The organism is Actinomycetospora lutea (genome assembly GCF_028737205.1).
Classification (GTDB): Bacteria; Actinomycetota; Actinomycetes; order Mycobacteriales; family Pseudonocardiaceae; genus Actinomycetospora; species Actinomycetospora lutea.
Genome location: NZ_JAQZAL010000007.1, coordinates 125,174 through 139,128 on the forward strand (window position 1 = coordinate 125,174; position 13,955 = coordinate 139,128).

Consider the following 13,955-nt stretch of genomic DNA (forward strand, 5'->3'; position numbering starts at 1 on the left):
CGGGGCTCCGGGACGAGGGGCACGGCGATGTCTACCCGACCCTCAGCGCACGAACGCGCTCTGGCCGGTGACCGCCTTGCCGACGATGAGCGTGTTCATCTCGCGGGTGCCCTCGAAGGAGTACAGGGCCTCGGCGTCGGCGAAGTAGCGCGCGACGCCGTTGGCGAGCAGCACCCCGTTGCCGCCGACGAGCTGGCGGGCCCAGGAGACGGTCTCGCGCATGCGGGTCGCGCAGAACTCCTTGGCCAGCGACGAGTGCGCGTCCGACCCGCGCCCGGCGTCGAGGAGCTGGGCGTTGCGCACCGCCATGCCGAGCGACGCCGTCACGTTGCCCAGCATCTGCACGAGCAGCTCCTGCATGAGCTGGAAGCCGGCGATCGGGCGACCGAACTGCTCGCGCTGCCGCGCGTAGTCCAGGGCGTACTCGTAGGCGCCCATCTGCGTGCCGGTCGCACCCCACGACGCGTTGGCCCGCGTGACCCGCAGGACCCCGCCGGCGTCGGCGAACGTGCCGGTCCCGCCCGCGAGGCGGTGGTCGTCGGGCACCCGCACGCCGCGCAGCGCGATGTCGGCGTTCTGGACGATCCGCAGCGCCGTCTTGCCCTCGATCTTGGCGATCGTCATGCCCTCGGTGTCGCGCGGCACCACGAACCCGCGCACCTCGTCCGTCTCCAGGTCCTTGGCCCAGATGACGATGAGGTCGGCGAACGTCGCGTTGCCGATCCAGCGCTTGTCGCCGTCGAGCACCCACGCCGCGTCGGGACCGGAGCCGTCGCGGCGCGCGGTGGTCTCCATGCCCCCGGCGACGTCGGAGCCGCCGTGGGGCTCGGTGAGCCCGAACGCCCCGATCGTCTCCATCCGCGCCATGGCCGGCAGCCAGCGCTGCCGCTGCTCCTCGGTGCCGCCCGCCCAGATCGAGCCCATGGCGAGCCCGGAGTGGACGCCGAAGAAGCTGTTCACCGACGGGTCGACGCGCGCGATCTCGGCGGCCAGGAACCCGAGGAACAGCCGCCGCGCGGGCTCGTCGGTGCTCGCGCCGAGCCCGTAGGGCAGGCCCGCGAGGTCGAGGGCCGCGAAGCCCTTGACCAGCTGCATCGGGAACTCGGCGCGCTCCCAGGCTTCCTCGACGAGCGGGGCGACGTCCTGCGCGAGGTAGGAGCGCAGGCGGTGCAGCGTCGCGGTCTCGTCGGCGGTCAGCAGGTCGGCGTAGTCGTAGAAGTCGGCGATCGCGTCCCGATCCGGGGCGAGGTCGAGCGCGGGACGCGGCAGCGCCGGGAAGTCCGACGGGAGCTCGGGCATGCCTCCAGATTGGACCGCACCACCGTCCGGGCGCCATCCGGTCGCTGGTGAGCCCGTCCGAGATGATGCTTGTACTATCCAAGCAATTGCGGACGACGGGGCGCGCAGGACGCGGGCGCGGGCGGGAGAGGTGGACGTCGGTGGACGGTCAGGAACCGATCATGATCTTCGGTCGGGTGACGCGGGGCGACGGCGCAGCGGTACCCGGTGCGGCGCTGACGCTGTGCGACCTCTCCGGTGACCAGCTCGACCGCGCGGCCGCCGACGAGGGCGGCCACTACCAGCTCGTACCGCCCACGGGTGGGACCTACCTGGTCATCTGCGCCTCGTCGACCCACCAGCCGCAGGCCTCGCTCGTGGCCGTCGCCGACCGCCCGCTGCGCCACGACGTCGGCCTCGCCGGCGGCGGCGCCACGCTCGGCGGCACGGTCGGCGTCCGCCACGCGGTGGGCACCAACGGCGCCGGGACCGGCCTCAGCGGCTGGGGCGACGTGGTCCTCACCCTCACCGACGTGCGCGGCACCGTCGTCGCCGTCACCCGCTCCGGCCCCGAGGGCGGCTACCGGTTCGCCGACCTCACCGAGGGCTCCTACACGCTCACCGCCGCCGCGCCGCGCCTCGCGCCGGTCGCCGAGACCGTCCGCGTGCCGGCCGAGGGCCACGTCGCGCACGACGTCGCGCTGGCCACCCGCACGCAGCTGTCCGGCACCGTGCGGTCCGCGGGCGCGGGGCGTCCGGTGGCCGAGGCCCTGGCCACGCTGGTCAGCGAGGACGGCCACGTGGTCGGCTCGCGGGTCACCGGCGAGGACGGGTCGTTCCGCTTCGACGACGTCGCCCACGGCGTCTACACGATCACCGCCAGCGGTTACGCCCCGGTGGCCTCGGAGATCGAGATCGGCCCGGGCCACCCCTCGGACGTCGTGCTGAGCCTCGTGCCGCCGGCCGTCGACACGCCCGCCGGCGCCGAACCGCCGCCCCGCCCGGACGCCCCGCGCGGGGACGACGGCGCCGCGGCCGGGAACGGGTTCGGCGGGCGTCACGGGCAGCACGAGGAGGCCTCCTCCGAACCACGCAGCCCGTCGGGCGGCGAGCGCCGGTGAGCTCCGGGCACGCCGCCGGCGGGGTCACCGACAGTGATGCCGGTCGTGACACCGGCAGGGCGCGCGGCGGCGGCTGGGTGCGCGGCGCCGCCGTCACCAGCGACGGGTGGCCGGTGCCGTTCGCCGTGGTGACGGTGATCGACGCCGCCGGCACCCAGGTCGGCGGGACCCCGGTCGGCGGCGACGGCACGTTCCTCGTCGAGGGGCTGCCCGAAGGGCCGGCGACCGTGATCACCTCGGCGGTCGGGCACACCCCGGCGGCGCGCCCGCTGGCCGGGTCCGGCGACCTCGGGCGCGTGGTGCTGACCCGCTCGGGCGCGCTCTCCCTGCCCGCCCCCGGGCGCTGGGAGATCGACCCCGTGCACTCGCGGATCGCCGCGTCGGCGTTCCACCTGGGCATCACCAAGGTGCACGGCCGCCTGCGCCGCTTCACCGGCGCGATCGAGATGGGCGCCGACCTCGCGAGCACGCGCGTGCAGGCCGCCATCGACCCCGCGAGCGTCGACACCGACGACGACACCCGCGACCAGCACCTGCGCGCGGGCGACTTCCTCGACGTCCTCGCGTTCCCGCGCATCGACTTCACGTCGACCGCGATCACCGGGCACACGCCGGACCACTGGACGATGACCGGCGACCTGTTGCTCAAGGGCGTGCGCAACACCGTCGACCTCGACGTGGTCTACCACGGCGCGGGGCCCGACCTCTGGGGCGGCGAGCGCGCGGGCTTCTCGGCGACCACCCAGCTCTCCCGCGACGACTTCGACATCCGGTGGAACCAGTCGGTGATCGCCGGCATCGTCGCGGTCGGGCGCACCCTGCGCATCGAGATCGACATCGAGGCCGTGCGCGCGACCGCCTGAGCACGGGGGTCCGGCCGCGCAAGCCCGTCAGCGCGGCAGCGCCGCCCGCTCGCGGAGCACGACGTCGAGGTGCACCGGCGCGCCGTCGACCGTCACGCGGGTGACGGCCGGGGCCGCGGCGCCGCGCCCGCGGGGGCTGGCGATCACGAGGTAGTCGCCGGCGCGCCCGTCGGCGTGCAGCGTGAAGTGCCCGTCGTCGTCGGTGGTCGCGCGGTCGGCCTCGTGCCCGCCGGCGTCGACGAGCGTGAGCACCGCCGCCGCGGGGCCGTCGTCGGGCGCGAGGATGCGGCCCGCCACCGCGACGGGTCGGGGCGCGGGCGCGGGGTCGTCCTCCTGCCCCAGCGCCTCCCCCGGCGCCTCCGCCTCCGCGAGCGAGGGCTTCGCGCCGTCGAACAGCGAGGCGATCGCCGCGACGAGGCAGCACGCGGCGGCGAAGCCGAGCGCGAGGAACAGGCCGTCGGCGAAGGGCCCGGAGATCAGCTCGGGGAAGAAGCTGCGGCCGGTCAGGAACTCCGCCTGCTGCGGCCCGACCTGGGCCAGCACGCCGGGACCGAGCAGCGTCTCGATCGGGTTGTAGCCCAGCAGCGCGGCGAACAGGGTGCTGACCGGCGGGAGCTCGGCGATGCGCCCCGCGACGTCGGCGGGGACGCCCTGGCCGGTGAGCCCGCCGAACAGCGCACCCGGCAGCGTCGCGGCGAGCCCCAGGATCAGCATCGAGAAGAAGATGCCGATCGAGAGCACGGTCGCGCCGTTCATGAAGGTGGCGGTCATGCCCGCCGCCGCACCGCGCTGGCGCGCGGGCACGCTGTTCATGATCGAGGCGCGGTTGGGCGAGGAGAACAGGCCCATCGCCAGCCCGTTGACCCCGAGCAGGACCGCGAACAGCGGGTACGGGAAGTCGACCGGCAGGAAGCCCATGAGCAGGAAGCTGGCGGCGGCCACGAGCATCCCGCCCGCGGCGTACCAGCGGGCGCCGTGGCGGTCGGAGAGCATCCCCGACACCGGCCCGGCGATGAGGAAGCCGATGGTCAGCGGGACCATGTAGATGCCGGCCCACAGCGGTGTGGACTCGTAGTCGTAGCCGTGCCGCGGCAGCCAGATGCCCTGCAGCCAGATGATGAGGATGAACTGCAGGCCGCCGCGCCCGAGCGCGGAGAGCAGGTTCGCGACGTTGCCGGCCGTGAACGAGCGGATGCCGAACAGCGACAGGTGGAACATCGGGTGCGCGACGCGCCGCTCGATCGCCACGAACGCCGCGAGCACCACGACGCCGCCGACGAGGCAGACGAGCACCGTCGGGCTGGTCCAGCCCATGACGTGCCCGCCGTAGGGCTGGATGCCGTACGTGATGCCCATGAGCACCGCGACGAGGCCGACGGCGAAGGTGACGTTGCCCCACCAGTCGATGCGGCCCGCGTGGCGCTCGCTGGTCTCCTGCAGCTTCGCCCAGGCCCAGATCGTGCCGCCTACGCCGATCGGCACGGACACGACGAACACCAGGTGCCAGGCCACCGGGGCGAGCACCCCGCCGATGATCAGGCCGAGGAACGAGCCGGCGATCGCCGCGATCGAGTTGATGCCGAGCGCGAGGCCCCGCTGCCGGGCGGGGAAGGCGTCGGTGAGGATCGCGGTGGAGTTCGCCAGCAGCAGCGCCCCGCCGATGCCCTGCAGGACGCGCATGCTGATCAGCCAGATGGCGCCGGCGTCGCCCTGCAGCCACGTGACGGCCAGCAGGATCGAGAACACGGTGAACACGGCGAACCCGAGCGTGTACATGCGCGTGCGGCCGTACATGTCGCCGACCCGGCCGAAGGTCACGACGAGGACGGCCGTCACCACCAGGTACCCCATGATCAGCCAGAGCAGGTAGCTGATGTTCTCGGGCCGCAACGGGTCGAGCGCGATGCCGCGGAAGATGTCGGGCAGCGCGATGAGCAGGATCGACATGTTGATCGTCACGATCAGCACACCCAGCGTCGTGTTCGTCAGCGCGATCCACTTGTACCGCGGGCCCAGGTGCGCCACCGCCGGGGCCGGATGCCCCTCCCCCACCCTGTTCGCCACGTCGCCTCCGAACTCGTTAGGTTCGGGCAACTATAAGCACGGCGCGGCGTGGGCGCGGTGTGAGGTCGTCGACCGGGAAACGGCTCGCGGGCGTCGGTAGCGTGCCGGGCGGCCCGCACCACGGAGGACGCCATGACCACCCTGCTCACGGACGACGCCGTGCGCCGTTCGATGATCAACTGCTCGAAGGGCGACGCGAAGCGGATGACGGTCGCCGACGCCGTCGTCGGCACCGACCTCGAGACCGTCGAGTTCGCGGGCTGGACGGACCCGCGCATGCCGCAACGGGCCTACCTCGTGACCCTGCACGAGGGCGCGGTGACCGGGGTGCTGCTGCGTCCCGCCGCGGGTGGCGGCGCCCGGCGCACGGCGATGTGCGCGCTGTGCCGCACCACCCACACCGACGGCGAGGTCACGCTCGTCACCGCGGCGCGCGCCGGGTCCGCCGGCCGCGAGGGCAACAGCGTCGGCACCTACGTCTGCACCGACCTGGCCTGCCCCGCCACGACCCGCCTCGAGCGCAAGCCCTCCGCGAGCGTCACGCCCGACCTCGGCCTGCCGGTCGAGGAGCGGGTGGCCGGCCTGCGGGTGCGCGTGGACGGGTTCCTCGCCGCCGTGCGCGGCAGCGAGGACGCGGCGCGCACACCCGCGTGAGTCAGGACCGCCGTCTCACGAACCCGACTGCGGGACCAGCACCGGCAGCGCCCGCAGCGCCAAGTCGACGAGCACCGGCTGGGCCTGGTCCATGGGTATCGGCCGGTCGGGGCTGAGCGTGAAGCTCGCCGTCACGCGGCCGTAGACCACGACGAGGACCGGGCCGTCGGGGTCCGGGTAGTAGACCGCCTCGGCCGCGCCCAGCGGCACCGGCTGGGCCGGGACCCCCGCGCTCGCCTGCGCGTCACGGTTGACCCGTGACTGGGCCGCAGCGGCCTGCGGGTCGGTGTAGCCGCTGGTCAGCATCTTGAGCAGCAGCGTGTTCGCCGGCGGCGCGCCCGGCCCGCCGAGCGAGGTGTAGTTGCAGGTGACGCGCTCGAGCCGCCCGACCGACGGGGCGGGCACGTCACGCAGCGCCGACACCCGCACCGACCCGAGCGGGAGCCCGAGGTAGTTCGGCACCTGGTCGGAGGCCAGCACCTGGTCGCACTCGGTGGGCAGGATGCTGTTGCGCGGCGGCGGCGCGCTGGTGACCGGTGCGGCGCCCGGGCCGGGGAACTCCGGGATCGGCGGCGTGCCCGCCGACGGGCCCGAGGAGCAGGCGGTCGCCACGAGGGCCGCGGCGGCCAGCGCGCCCGCCACCAGCGCGCGTCGTGCCCTGTACCGGCGGCTCGCCGCCGGTGCCGCTCCCGCGCGCTCCATCGCCCCCGCCCGTCGTGTCACGTCTGGCCCCCGTGGACTGCCCACCGGACCGTACTGGCTCGTCCGCCCACGGTAGTGGCGTCCACGACGGCCCGGCGCGGCGCGGGTCAGGTGCCGTCCTCGCCCGTCTCGGCCAGTTCGCCGAGCACGCGCTGCGCCACGGCGAAGGCGCGGTTGGCCGCGGGCACCCCGGCGTACACACCGACCTGGAGCAGGACCTCCTGGATCTCCTCGCGGGTCAGCCCGTTGCGGCGGGCGGCGCGGACGTGCATGCCCAGCTCGCCGTCGTGGTGCAGGGCCGCGAGCACCGAGAGCGTCACGATGCTGCGCTCGCGGCGCCCGAGACCGGGTCGGGTCCAGATGCCGCCCCAGGCGTAGCGGGTGATGAAGTCCTGGTAGTCGGCGGTGACGTCGTCGGTGTTCGCGACCGCCCGGTCGACGTGGTCGTCGCCGAGCACCGCCCGGCGCACCTCCTCGCCGGCGGGGTCCCACTGCCCGGTGGAGGGATGGGGGCTCACGGGTGGTCCTTCCTCGCGCGGGACTGCAGCAGGTCGTCGACGAGCGCGGCCGCCTCGCCCACGGCGCGGGCGGGGTCGAGCAGGGTGTCGGTGTCCTCGCCGACCGCCTCGCCCAGGACCTCGGCGAACGGACGGCCCTCGTCCTGGGCGCGGGCGGCCGCGTGGGTGACGAGCTCCTTGGCCGCCGCGTGCCCCAGCCGGGCGCGCAGACCGGTCGTGGCCTGCTCGGCGAGCAGCAGGCCGCCGGTGGCGTCGAGCGACGCCGCGACCCGGTCGGTGTCGACGACGAGGTGGCCCAGCGCGTCGGCCAGCCAGGAGGCGCCGGACCCGACGGTGCGCAGGAGCTCGCGCAGCGGGCCCCACTCGGCGTGCCAGGGACCCGCGGCGCGCTCGTGCTCGTGCAGCGACGCGCCGGTGAGCACCGAGGCCACCAGCCCCGGCGCGGCGACCGCGGCGGCGCGGGCGGACACCGCGGCGACCGGGTTGCGCTTGTGCGGCAGGGTGGACGAGCCACCCCGGCCCGGGACGTCCTCGCGGACCTCGCCGACCTCGGTCTGCGCGAGCAGCACCAGATCGGTCGACACCGAGCCGACCGCGGTGCCGGCGCGCCCGAGCAGCCCGGCGAGCTCGGCGACGCGCCCGCGCTCGGTGTGCCAGGCGAGGACGGGCTCGGCGAGGTCCAGGTGCCGGGCCAGCGCCGCGCGGATCGCCCGCCCGTGCCCGTCGAACGCCGCCAGCGTGCCGACCGCCCCGCCGAGCTGCACTGCGGGGCGCCACGCCGCCAACGCGCGGGCGGCGTCGTCGAGGCCGGCGCACCACCCCGCGAACCGGAGCCCGGCGGTGATCGGCGCGGCCTGCTGGAGCAGCGTGCGCCCGGCCGCGGGACGGTCGCGGTGCGCCGCGGCGAGGCCGGCGGCGGCGTCGGCGGCGGCCGCGAGGTCGGCGGTGATCGCCGCGACGGCCCGGCGGGCGACCAGCATCGCCGCGGTGTCCACGACGTCCTGGCTGGTGGCACCGCGGTGGACGCCCGAGGCGGCGGAGCCCTCGAGCCGCGCCCGCAACCGGGTCACCAGCGGCACGACCGGGTTGCCCGACGCCGCCGCCTCCTCACCCAGCGCGGTGGGGTCGACGGGGAGGCGGCAGGCCTCGGCGATCGCGTCGGCGTCGGCCCGCTCCAGGGTGCCGACGTCGGCGGCGGCCCGGGCCAGCGCGGCCTCGACCTCGAGCAGCGCCGCGACCCACGCCTCGTCGGCGACCGCTGCCCGGGCCCCGCCGCGCGCGAGCACGGGATCGAACAGGCCGGGGCGGTCGGTCACCGGGGCATCATGCCCGCGCGGTGGCACCCTCGTCGTGGACCGGGTGCGCACCCTCGCCGAACTCCTCGACGATCTTCGAGCAGAACGCGTCGAGGTCGCCCGGGTTGCGGCTGGTGACGAGGCCCTTGTCGACCACGACCTCCTCGTCGACGGCGTGGCCGCCGGCGTTGCGGATGTCGGTGCGCAGGCTCGGGTACGACGTCAGCGTGCGCCCGCGCACGAGGTCGGCCTCGACCAGCGTCCACGGCGCGTGGCAGATGGCGCCGACCGGCTTGCCCGCGGCGAAGATCGCCTGCACGAACGACACGACGTCGCCGCTCTGGCGCAGCTGGTCGGCGTTGATGGTGCCGCCGGGCAGCACCAGAGCGTCGAAGTCGTCGGCCGACACGTCGGAGATCGCCGCGTCCGGCGTGAACGTGTCGCCCTTGTCGATGTCGGAGTTCATGGCCTGGATCGGGTCGGTCGACAGCGACACGAGCGTCGAGCGCGCGCCCGCCTCGTCGACCGCCCGGCGGGGCTGCTCCAGCTCCGCCTGCTCGACGCCGTTCGTGGCGATGATCGCGACCCGCAGTCCGTCCAGTGCGCCGGCCATACCGGGGTGTCCTCCTCGATGCGTCGACGGCGGCGCGTGCGCCGCCCGGTCGCGCATCGGGTCCCCGGCCGGCGGCCGGCCCGAAACGGTCAGCGCTGCCGCAGCACCAGCCGCGGCGCGAGCGGACCCGACGTCTCCCGGGCGGCAGCCCAGCCGGCGAGCGCGGTGAGGTCGACCCGGTGGCGGTGGGCCGCCTCCGGCGCCTGCGCGGCGGTGTCGGTACCCCGGCGCAGCAGCGACGACGCGCCCCGCGCGTTGCCCCGCTGCTCGTGGGTCAGGCCCACCGCGAGTTGCGCGAGGCCCTTCCAGAGCAGGCGCTCGTCGTCCGGCGCGGCCTTCCACGCGCCCTCGAGCACGTCGTGCGCATCGAAGGGCCGGTCCTCGTCGAGGAACGCCTGCGCCCGCGCGAACACCTCGTCGGGCGTCAGCGACGCGTCCTCGTCGTCGGCGCGCGGCACGCCCGTCGCCCCGTAGGGCAGCGGGCGGCCGCTGGCGTCGCGGGGGCGCGCGTTGCGGGCGCGTCCCTCGGCGTCCCGGTCCCGATCGCGATCTGGGGCCATGGCCCGACCCTAGGACGAGGAGCGGGATTCCTGCTCGGCGCTGTCCGAGCCGGTGCCGGACGCGTCCCGGGTGTCCGCGCCCTGCTCACCCGACTCGGTCTCGGCGGGCTCCTCGGCGTGGCCGGACTTCCCGTTGCGGGTCGACATGAGGCTGGTGACCGTGACGATCGCGAGGGTGATCACGATGACGACCAGCGACAGCCAGGTCGGGACCTCGGGGATCGACGGCGAGACGTCCTCGTGCAGGTAGAGCAGGATCAGCTTGACGCCGATGAAGGCCAGGATGAACGCCAGGCCGTAGGACAGGTGCACGAGGCGGTCGAGCAGCCCGACCAGCAGGAAGTACAGGGCGCGCAGGCCGAGCAGCGCGAACGCGTTGGCCGTGAACACGATGTAGGCGTTCTGCGTGATCCCGAAGATCGCGGGGATCGAGTCGAGGGCGAACACGAGGTCGACCGACAGGATCACGGCGACGACGATGAACAGCGGGGTGACGCCCCACTTGCCGTTGATGCGCGCGGTGAGCTTGCCGTCGTCCTTGTAGCCCTCGTGGTCGCCGGCGTCCTCGTGCACGGTGACGAACCGGCGGACCAGCTTGACCGCCCGGTTGTCGTGCATGTCCTTCGGCTCCTGGCCGTGCTGACGGATCAGCGTGTAGGCCGTGTAGAGCAGGAAGGCGCCGAAGATCACGAAGACGAACGCGAACGCGGAGATCACCGCGGCGCCGATGGCGATGAAGATCGCGCGCATCACCAGCGCGCCGATGACACCCCAGAGCAGCACCTTCTGCTGGTGGCGCTTGGGCACGGCGAACTGGCCCAGGATCACCGCGAAGATGAACAGGTTGTCGACCGAGAGACTCTTCTCGACCAGGTAACCGGCGAAGTACTCGGTGCCGGACTGCGTGCCCATCGTGAACAGCAGGATCACGCCGAAGATCACGGCGACGGCGATGTAGATGACCGACCACAGGGTCGCCTCGCGGAAGCTGACCTCGTGCGGCGACCGCGCGTGCCAGATGTCGATGGCCACGAGCACGGCGATGCCACCGACCGTGGCCGCCCAGACCCAGAAGGGGACCGTCACGCCTGCTCCTCCACCGTCGACTGCTTGTTCGTCGGGATTCCGCGTTCGCCAACGGGTGGCTCGGAGCGAAGGTTCCCCGGTGTGACGATACCGACGCCTCGGCGTTTCGCCCCGCGATGTCGGTTTCTCGTCGGCCGCCACTCCGACCGAGCGGTGTCGACCCGCGCCCCGTGTGTCGCCGGCCGTCGTCCGTGCCGCCCCGTCGAAGGTCGTCACGTCGCGGCGTGTCGCGGACAGCCCGGACGAATCCGCCGGCGACCCCGGGAACACGCGGCGCCGTCATGGGGTTCAATGGGGCGTCCGGACCGGGCGCCATGTGCCCCCGGGTCTCAATAACAAGAGCCGCCAGGGACGATCGTTCGGCTGAAGCCCTGGTGTGCCACGCGCCGCGAGGCGGCTCATCGCCCGGTTCGGACACCTGACACACGACGGCCCCCGCACCCACCCAGGGCGCGGGGGCCGTCGTCGTCGACGGGTGGCTCAGCCGCCGCCCTCGCCCTCGGGCTGGCCGCCCGGCAGCTGCTGGTTGAACTGCTGACCGCACTGCTCGATGGCCTGCTGGACGGCCGCGGGGTTCGGCTGGTTCGAGGCCTGCGACAGGCACTCCTGGAACTGCTGGACCGACTGCCCGCCGCCGAAGTTGAGGAAGGCGATCCCGGCGACGAACACCAGGATGCTCAGCACGATGTTGAGGATCAGGCTGACGATGCCGAGGACGAGGCCGGTCGTGGCCACGCCCTTGTTGTTCGCCTCCAGCCGCTTGGCCCGGCCCCGGCCGACGACGCCGAGGACGATCGCGACGATGCCGAGGATCGCGCCGACGACCGGCAGCCACCAGCACGTCAGCAGCGCGAGGATGCCGAAGACGAGCGCCGCGATGCCCGTGCCGTTGCGCGGCTTCGTCGGCACCGCGGGCTGGCCCCAGCCCGGCGTCTGTCCCCCCGGCCCGCCGTAGCTCGGCTCGCCGTACGGCTGCTGCCCGTAGCCACCCTGTTGCCCGTAGCCCTGCTGGCCCTGGCCGTAGCCGTCGCCCGGAGTGCTCACTTCGACGTCCTCTCACCCTGGATAGGCCCGGCCCGCGGCCGGGGCGGCCATCGTGCCACCGGTACCCACTCCGGCCGGAGACCACCGAACGGGCGTATCGAGCGGGTGGGATGTCCTGACGTCGAACGTCAGGTCAGGCGACGGACGCGGCGTGGGCGCGGGCCTCGTCCTGGCGGCGCTGCTCGGCGCCGGTGGCGATCGGGGCCCCGATCCACGCCTCCGGGATCCCGAACGCGTCGACCAGCGCGCGGGCGTGGGGGCGCAGTTCCCCGCACAGGCGGTTGACCTCGGCCGTGACCGCCTTCGACCGCGTCGCCGAGATGCGTCCGTGCTCGAGGAACCAGCCCTTGTCCTCCTCGATCAACGACAGCGCGTAGAGGTCGCAGACCGTGCCCAGCAGGGCGCGCGCCGACGGGTCGGCGCACGCGTCGATCCCGCGCACGAAGGCGTCGAGCACCAGGCCGTCGAGGTGGGCCCGCGCCGCGCGCAGCAGGTGGTCCTGGGCACCGTTGAAGATCGCGAACTGGCGCTCGGGGCTGATCCCATTCTCGCGCGCCGGGCGCAGGCGGCGCACGAGGCCGTCGAGCGTGTGCTCCTCGCGGTCGTCGAGCAGCTTGACCTGCCAGGAGCGGTCACGCACGTCGTCGGAGTCGCGGCCCGGCGCCACGGCCCGCAGGCGCTCCGCGAGCTGGCGCAGGGAGGTGCGCTCGGCGACGGTGTCGAGCACCTGGTCGGCGACGAAGCGCACGGTGCCCAGGGTGTCGAGGTGGCCGAAGTCGTCGGCGTAGCCCGAGATCAGCCCCTTGGCGACGAGCTGGAGCAGGACCGTGTTGTCGCCCTCGAAGGTCGTGAACACGTCGGTGTCGGCGCGCAGCTGGCCGAGCCGGTTCTCCGAGAGGTAGCCCTGCCCGCCGCACGCCTCGCGGCAGGCCTGGATCGTCGCCGTGGCGTGCCAGGTCGTCAGCGCCTTCGTGCCCGCCGCCCGCGACTCGAGCTCCCGCTGGCGCTTCTCGTCGACGTCGCCGCCGGCCTCGCGGGTGGTCTGGATGTCGTGGAGCATCTCGACGAGCTCGTTCTGCGCGAACCGCAGCGCGTAGGTGCGCGCGAGCCCGGGCAGCAGTTTGCGCTGGTGGGCGAGGTAGTCGAGGACGGTGATCTCCTCGTCGCCGCCGGGCGCGGCGAACTGGCGGCGCGCCTCGCCGTAGCGCACGGCGATCGTCTGGGCCAGCGACGCGGCCCCCACCGCGCTGCCCGAGACGCTGACCCGCCCGCGGACCAGCGCGCCGAGCATCGTGAAGAAGCGGCGGTTCTCGCTCTCGATCGAGCTGGAGTACGTGCCGTCCGGCGCGACGGTGCCGTAGCGGTCGAGCAGGTTCTCGCGCGGGACCCGGACGCCGTGGAACGCCAGGCGTCCGTTGTCGACGCCGTTGAGGCCCTCCTTGTGGCCGTCGTCGACGATCTCGACGCCGGGCAGCACCGCGCCGTCGTCACCGCGCAGCGGCACCAGCACCGCGTGCACGCCATGACGTTCGCCGAGCGAGTAGAGCTGCACGAACACCGCCGCCATCCGGCCGTCACGCGCGGCGTTGCCGATGTAGTCCTTCTTCGCGGACTCCGTCGGGGTGTCGACGACGAACTCGCCGGTCTCGGCGTCGTACGTGGCCGTGGTGTGCACCGACTGCACGTCCGAGCCGTGGCCGGTCTCGGTCATCGCGAAGCAGCCGGGGAGCGTCAGGTCCATGACCCCGGGCAGGTAGCGCGCGTGCTGCTCGGCGTTGCCCAGCGCCTGGATGGCCCCGCCGAACAGGCCCCACTGCACCCCGCTCTTCACCTGCAGCGACAGGTCGGCGTAGGCCAGCATCTCGAACGAGACCACCGACCCGCCGATGTCGCCGCGCCCCCCGACGGCGGTCGGGAAGCCGTGCACGGCGTGGCCCTCGGCGGCGAGGCGCGCGAGCATCTGCCAGACCGCGGCGCGGTAGGACTCGACGTCGGTGGCGGGGTCGACGTGCAGCTGCGCGACGTCGTCCCGGCCGCGGACCTCGTCGCGCAGCGCGTGCCAGCGACCGTCGAGGGTGCGCTGCAGGGCGGCGACGGTCGCGTCGGTGGTGTCGTACTGGTCGGTAACCGCAGGGGTGGGGGTGTTCACGGGGTCCT

At 74.1% G+C, this 13,955-nt stretch carries 13 protein-coding genes; 3 read left to right on the forward strand and 10 right to left on the reverse strand.

Going from position 1 to position 13,955, the window contains the following annotated elements; all coding sequences use genetic code 11:
* Window positions 1–42: 42 nt before the first annotated feature.
* A complete protein-coding gene (locus PHK61_RS10065; RefSeq protein ID WP_274280826.1) occupies window positions 43–1,299 on the reverse strand; it encodes an acyl-CoA dehydrogenase family protein in 1,257 nt (418 codons plus the stop codon).
* A gap of 140 nt (window positions 1,300–1,439) precedes the next feature.
* Between PHK61_RS10065 and PHK61_RS10070 the strand changes: the two genes are divergently transcribed.
* Together PHK61_RS10070 and PHK61_RS10075 are read left to right on the forward strand one after the other, a co-directional pair.
* Window positions 1,440–2,399, forward strand: a complete 960-nt coding sequence (locus tag PHK61_RS10070) for an MSCRAMM family protein (RefSeq protein WP_274280827.1) — start codon at window positions 1,440–1,442, stop codon at window positions 2,397–2,399.
* Window positions 2,396–3,262 carry a YceI family protein gene (locus tag PHK61_RS10075; RefSeq protein ID WP_274280828.1) on the forward strand — a complete coding sequence of 289 codons (867 nt, stop codon included), beginning with the start codon at window positions 2,396–2,398 and terminating at the stop codon, window positions 3,260–3,262. The genes PHK61_RS10070 and PHK61_RS10075 overlap by 4 nt, the downstream gene beginning before the upstream one ends.
* Before the next feature lie 27 nt (window positions 3,263–3,289).
* Here PHK61_RS10075 and PHK61_RS10080 read toward each other — a convergent pair whose 3' ends face one another.
* Window positions 3,290–5,326: an MFS transporter gene (locus PHK61_RS10080; protein WP_337993949.1), complete on the reverse strand. Its 2,037-nt coding sequence runs from the start codon at window positions 5,324–5,326 to the stop codon at window positions 3,290–3,292.
* Window positions 5,327–5,458: 132 nt separating this feature from the next.
* On the opposite strand from PHK61_RS10080, the gene PHK61_RS10085 reads away from it, so the two are divergent.
* Window positions 5,459–5,980 carry an FBP domain-containing protein gene (locus PHK61_RS10085; protein WP_274280829.1) on the forward strand — a complete coding sequence of 174 codons (522 nt, stop codon included), beginning with the start codon at window positions 5,459–5,461 and terminating at the stop codon, window positions 5,978–5,980.
* Between the two features lie 15 nt (window positions 5,981–5,995).
* On the opposite strand, the gene PHK61_RS10090 is transcribed toward PHK61_RS10085, so the two are convergent.
* The 8 genes from PHK61_RS10090 to PHK61_RS10125 all read right to left on the reverse strand — a co-directional run bounded on the left by PHK61_RS10090 (window position 5,996) and on the right by PHK61_RS10125 (window position 13,947).
* The gene (locus tag PHK61_RS10090) at window positions 5,996–6,682 is read right to left on the reverse strand and encodes a hypothetical protein (RefSeq protein ID WP_274280830.1); all 687 of its coding nucleotides are present in this window, start codon (window positions 6,680–6,682) and stop codon (window positions 5,996–5,998) included.
* Window positions 6,683–6,789: 107 nt separating this feature from the next.
* Window positions 6,790–7,200 (reverse strand): 4-carboxymuconolactone decarboxylase, encoded by a 411-nt coding sequence (gene pcaC, locus PHK61_RS10095; RefSeq protein ID WP_274280831.1) that lies wholly within the window; start codon window positions 7,198–7,200, stop codon window positions 6,790–6,792.
* Window positions 7,197–8,516, reverse strand: coding sequence for a lyase family protein (locus PHK61_RS10100; protein WP_274280832.1), 1,320 nt, complete (start codon window positions 8,514–8,516; stop codon window positions 7,197–7,199). The genes pcaC and PHK61_RS10100 overlap by 4 nt, the downstream gene beginning before the upstream one ends.
* 7 nt (window positions 8,517–8,523) lie before the next feature.
* On the reverse strand, window positions 8,524–9,108 hold the full coding sequence (locus tag PHK61_RS10105; protein ID WP_274280833.1) for a type 1 glutamine amidotransferase domain-containing protein: 585 nt from the start codon (window positions 9,106–9,108) through the stop codon (window positions 8,524–8,526).
* 89 nt (window positions 9,109–9,197) lie between these two features.
* Entirely contained in the window at window positions 9,198–9,668 is a 471-nt protein-coding gene (locus PHK61_RS10110; protein WP_274280834.1) for a DUF309 domain-containing protein, read from the reverse strand.
* Between the two features lie 9 nt (window positions 9,669–9,677).
* Window positions 9,678–10,754 carry a TerC family protein gene (locus PHK61_RS10115; RefSeq protein WP_274280835.1) on the reverse strand — a complete coding sequence of 359 codons (1,077 nt, stop codon included), beginning with the start codon at window positions 10,752–10,754 and terminating at the stop codon, window positions 9,678–9,680.
* A 480-nt stretch (window positions 10,755–11,234) separates the two neighbouring features.
* Window positions 11,235–11,798 carry a DUF4190 domain-containing protein gene (locus PHK61_RS10120; RefSeq protein WP_274280836.1) on the reverse strand — a complete coding sequence of 188 codons (564 nt, stop codon included), beginning with the start codon at window positions 11,796–11,798 and terminating at the stop codon, window positions 11,235–11,237.
* 133 nt (window positions 11,799–11,931) lie between these two features.
* Window positions 11,932–13,947: an acyl-CoA dehydrogenase family protein gene (locus PHK61_RS10125; protein ID WP_274280837.1), complete on the reverse strand. Its 2,016-nt coding sequence runs from the start codon at window positions 13,945–13,947 to the stop codon at window positions 11,932–11,934.
* Window positions 13,948–13,955: the final 8 nt, after the last annotated feature.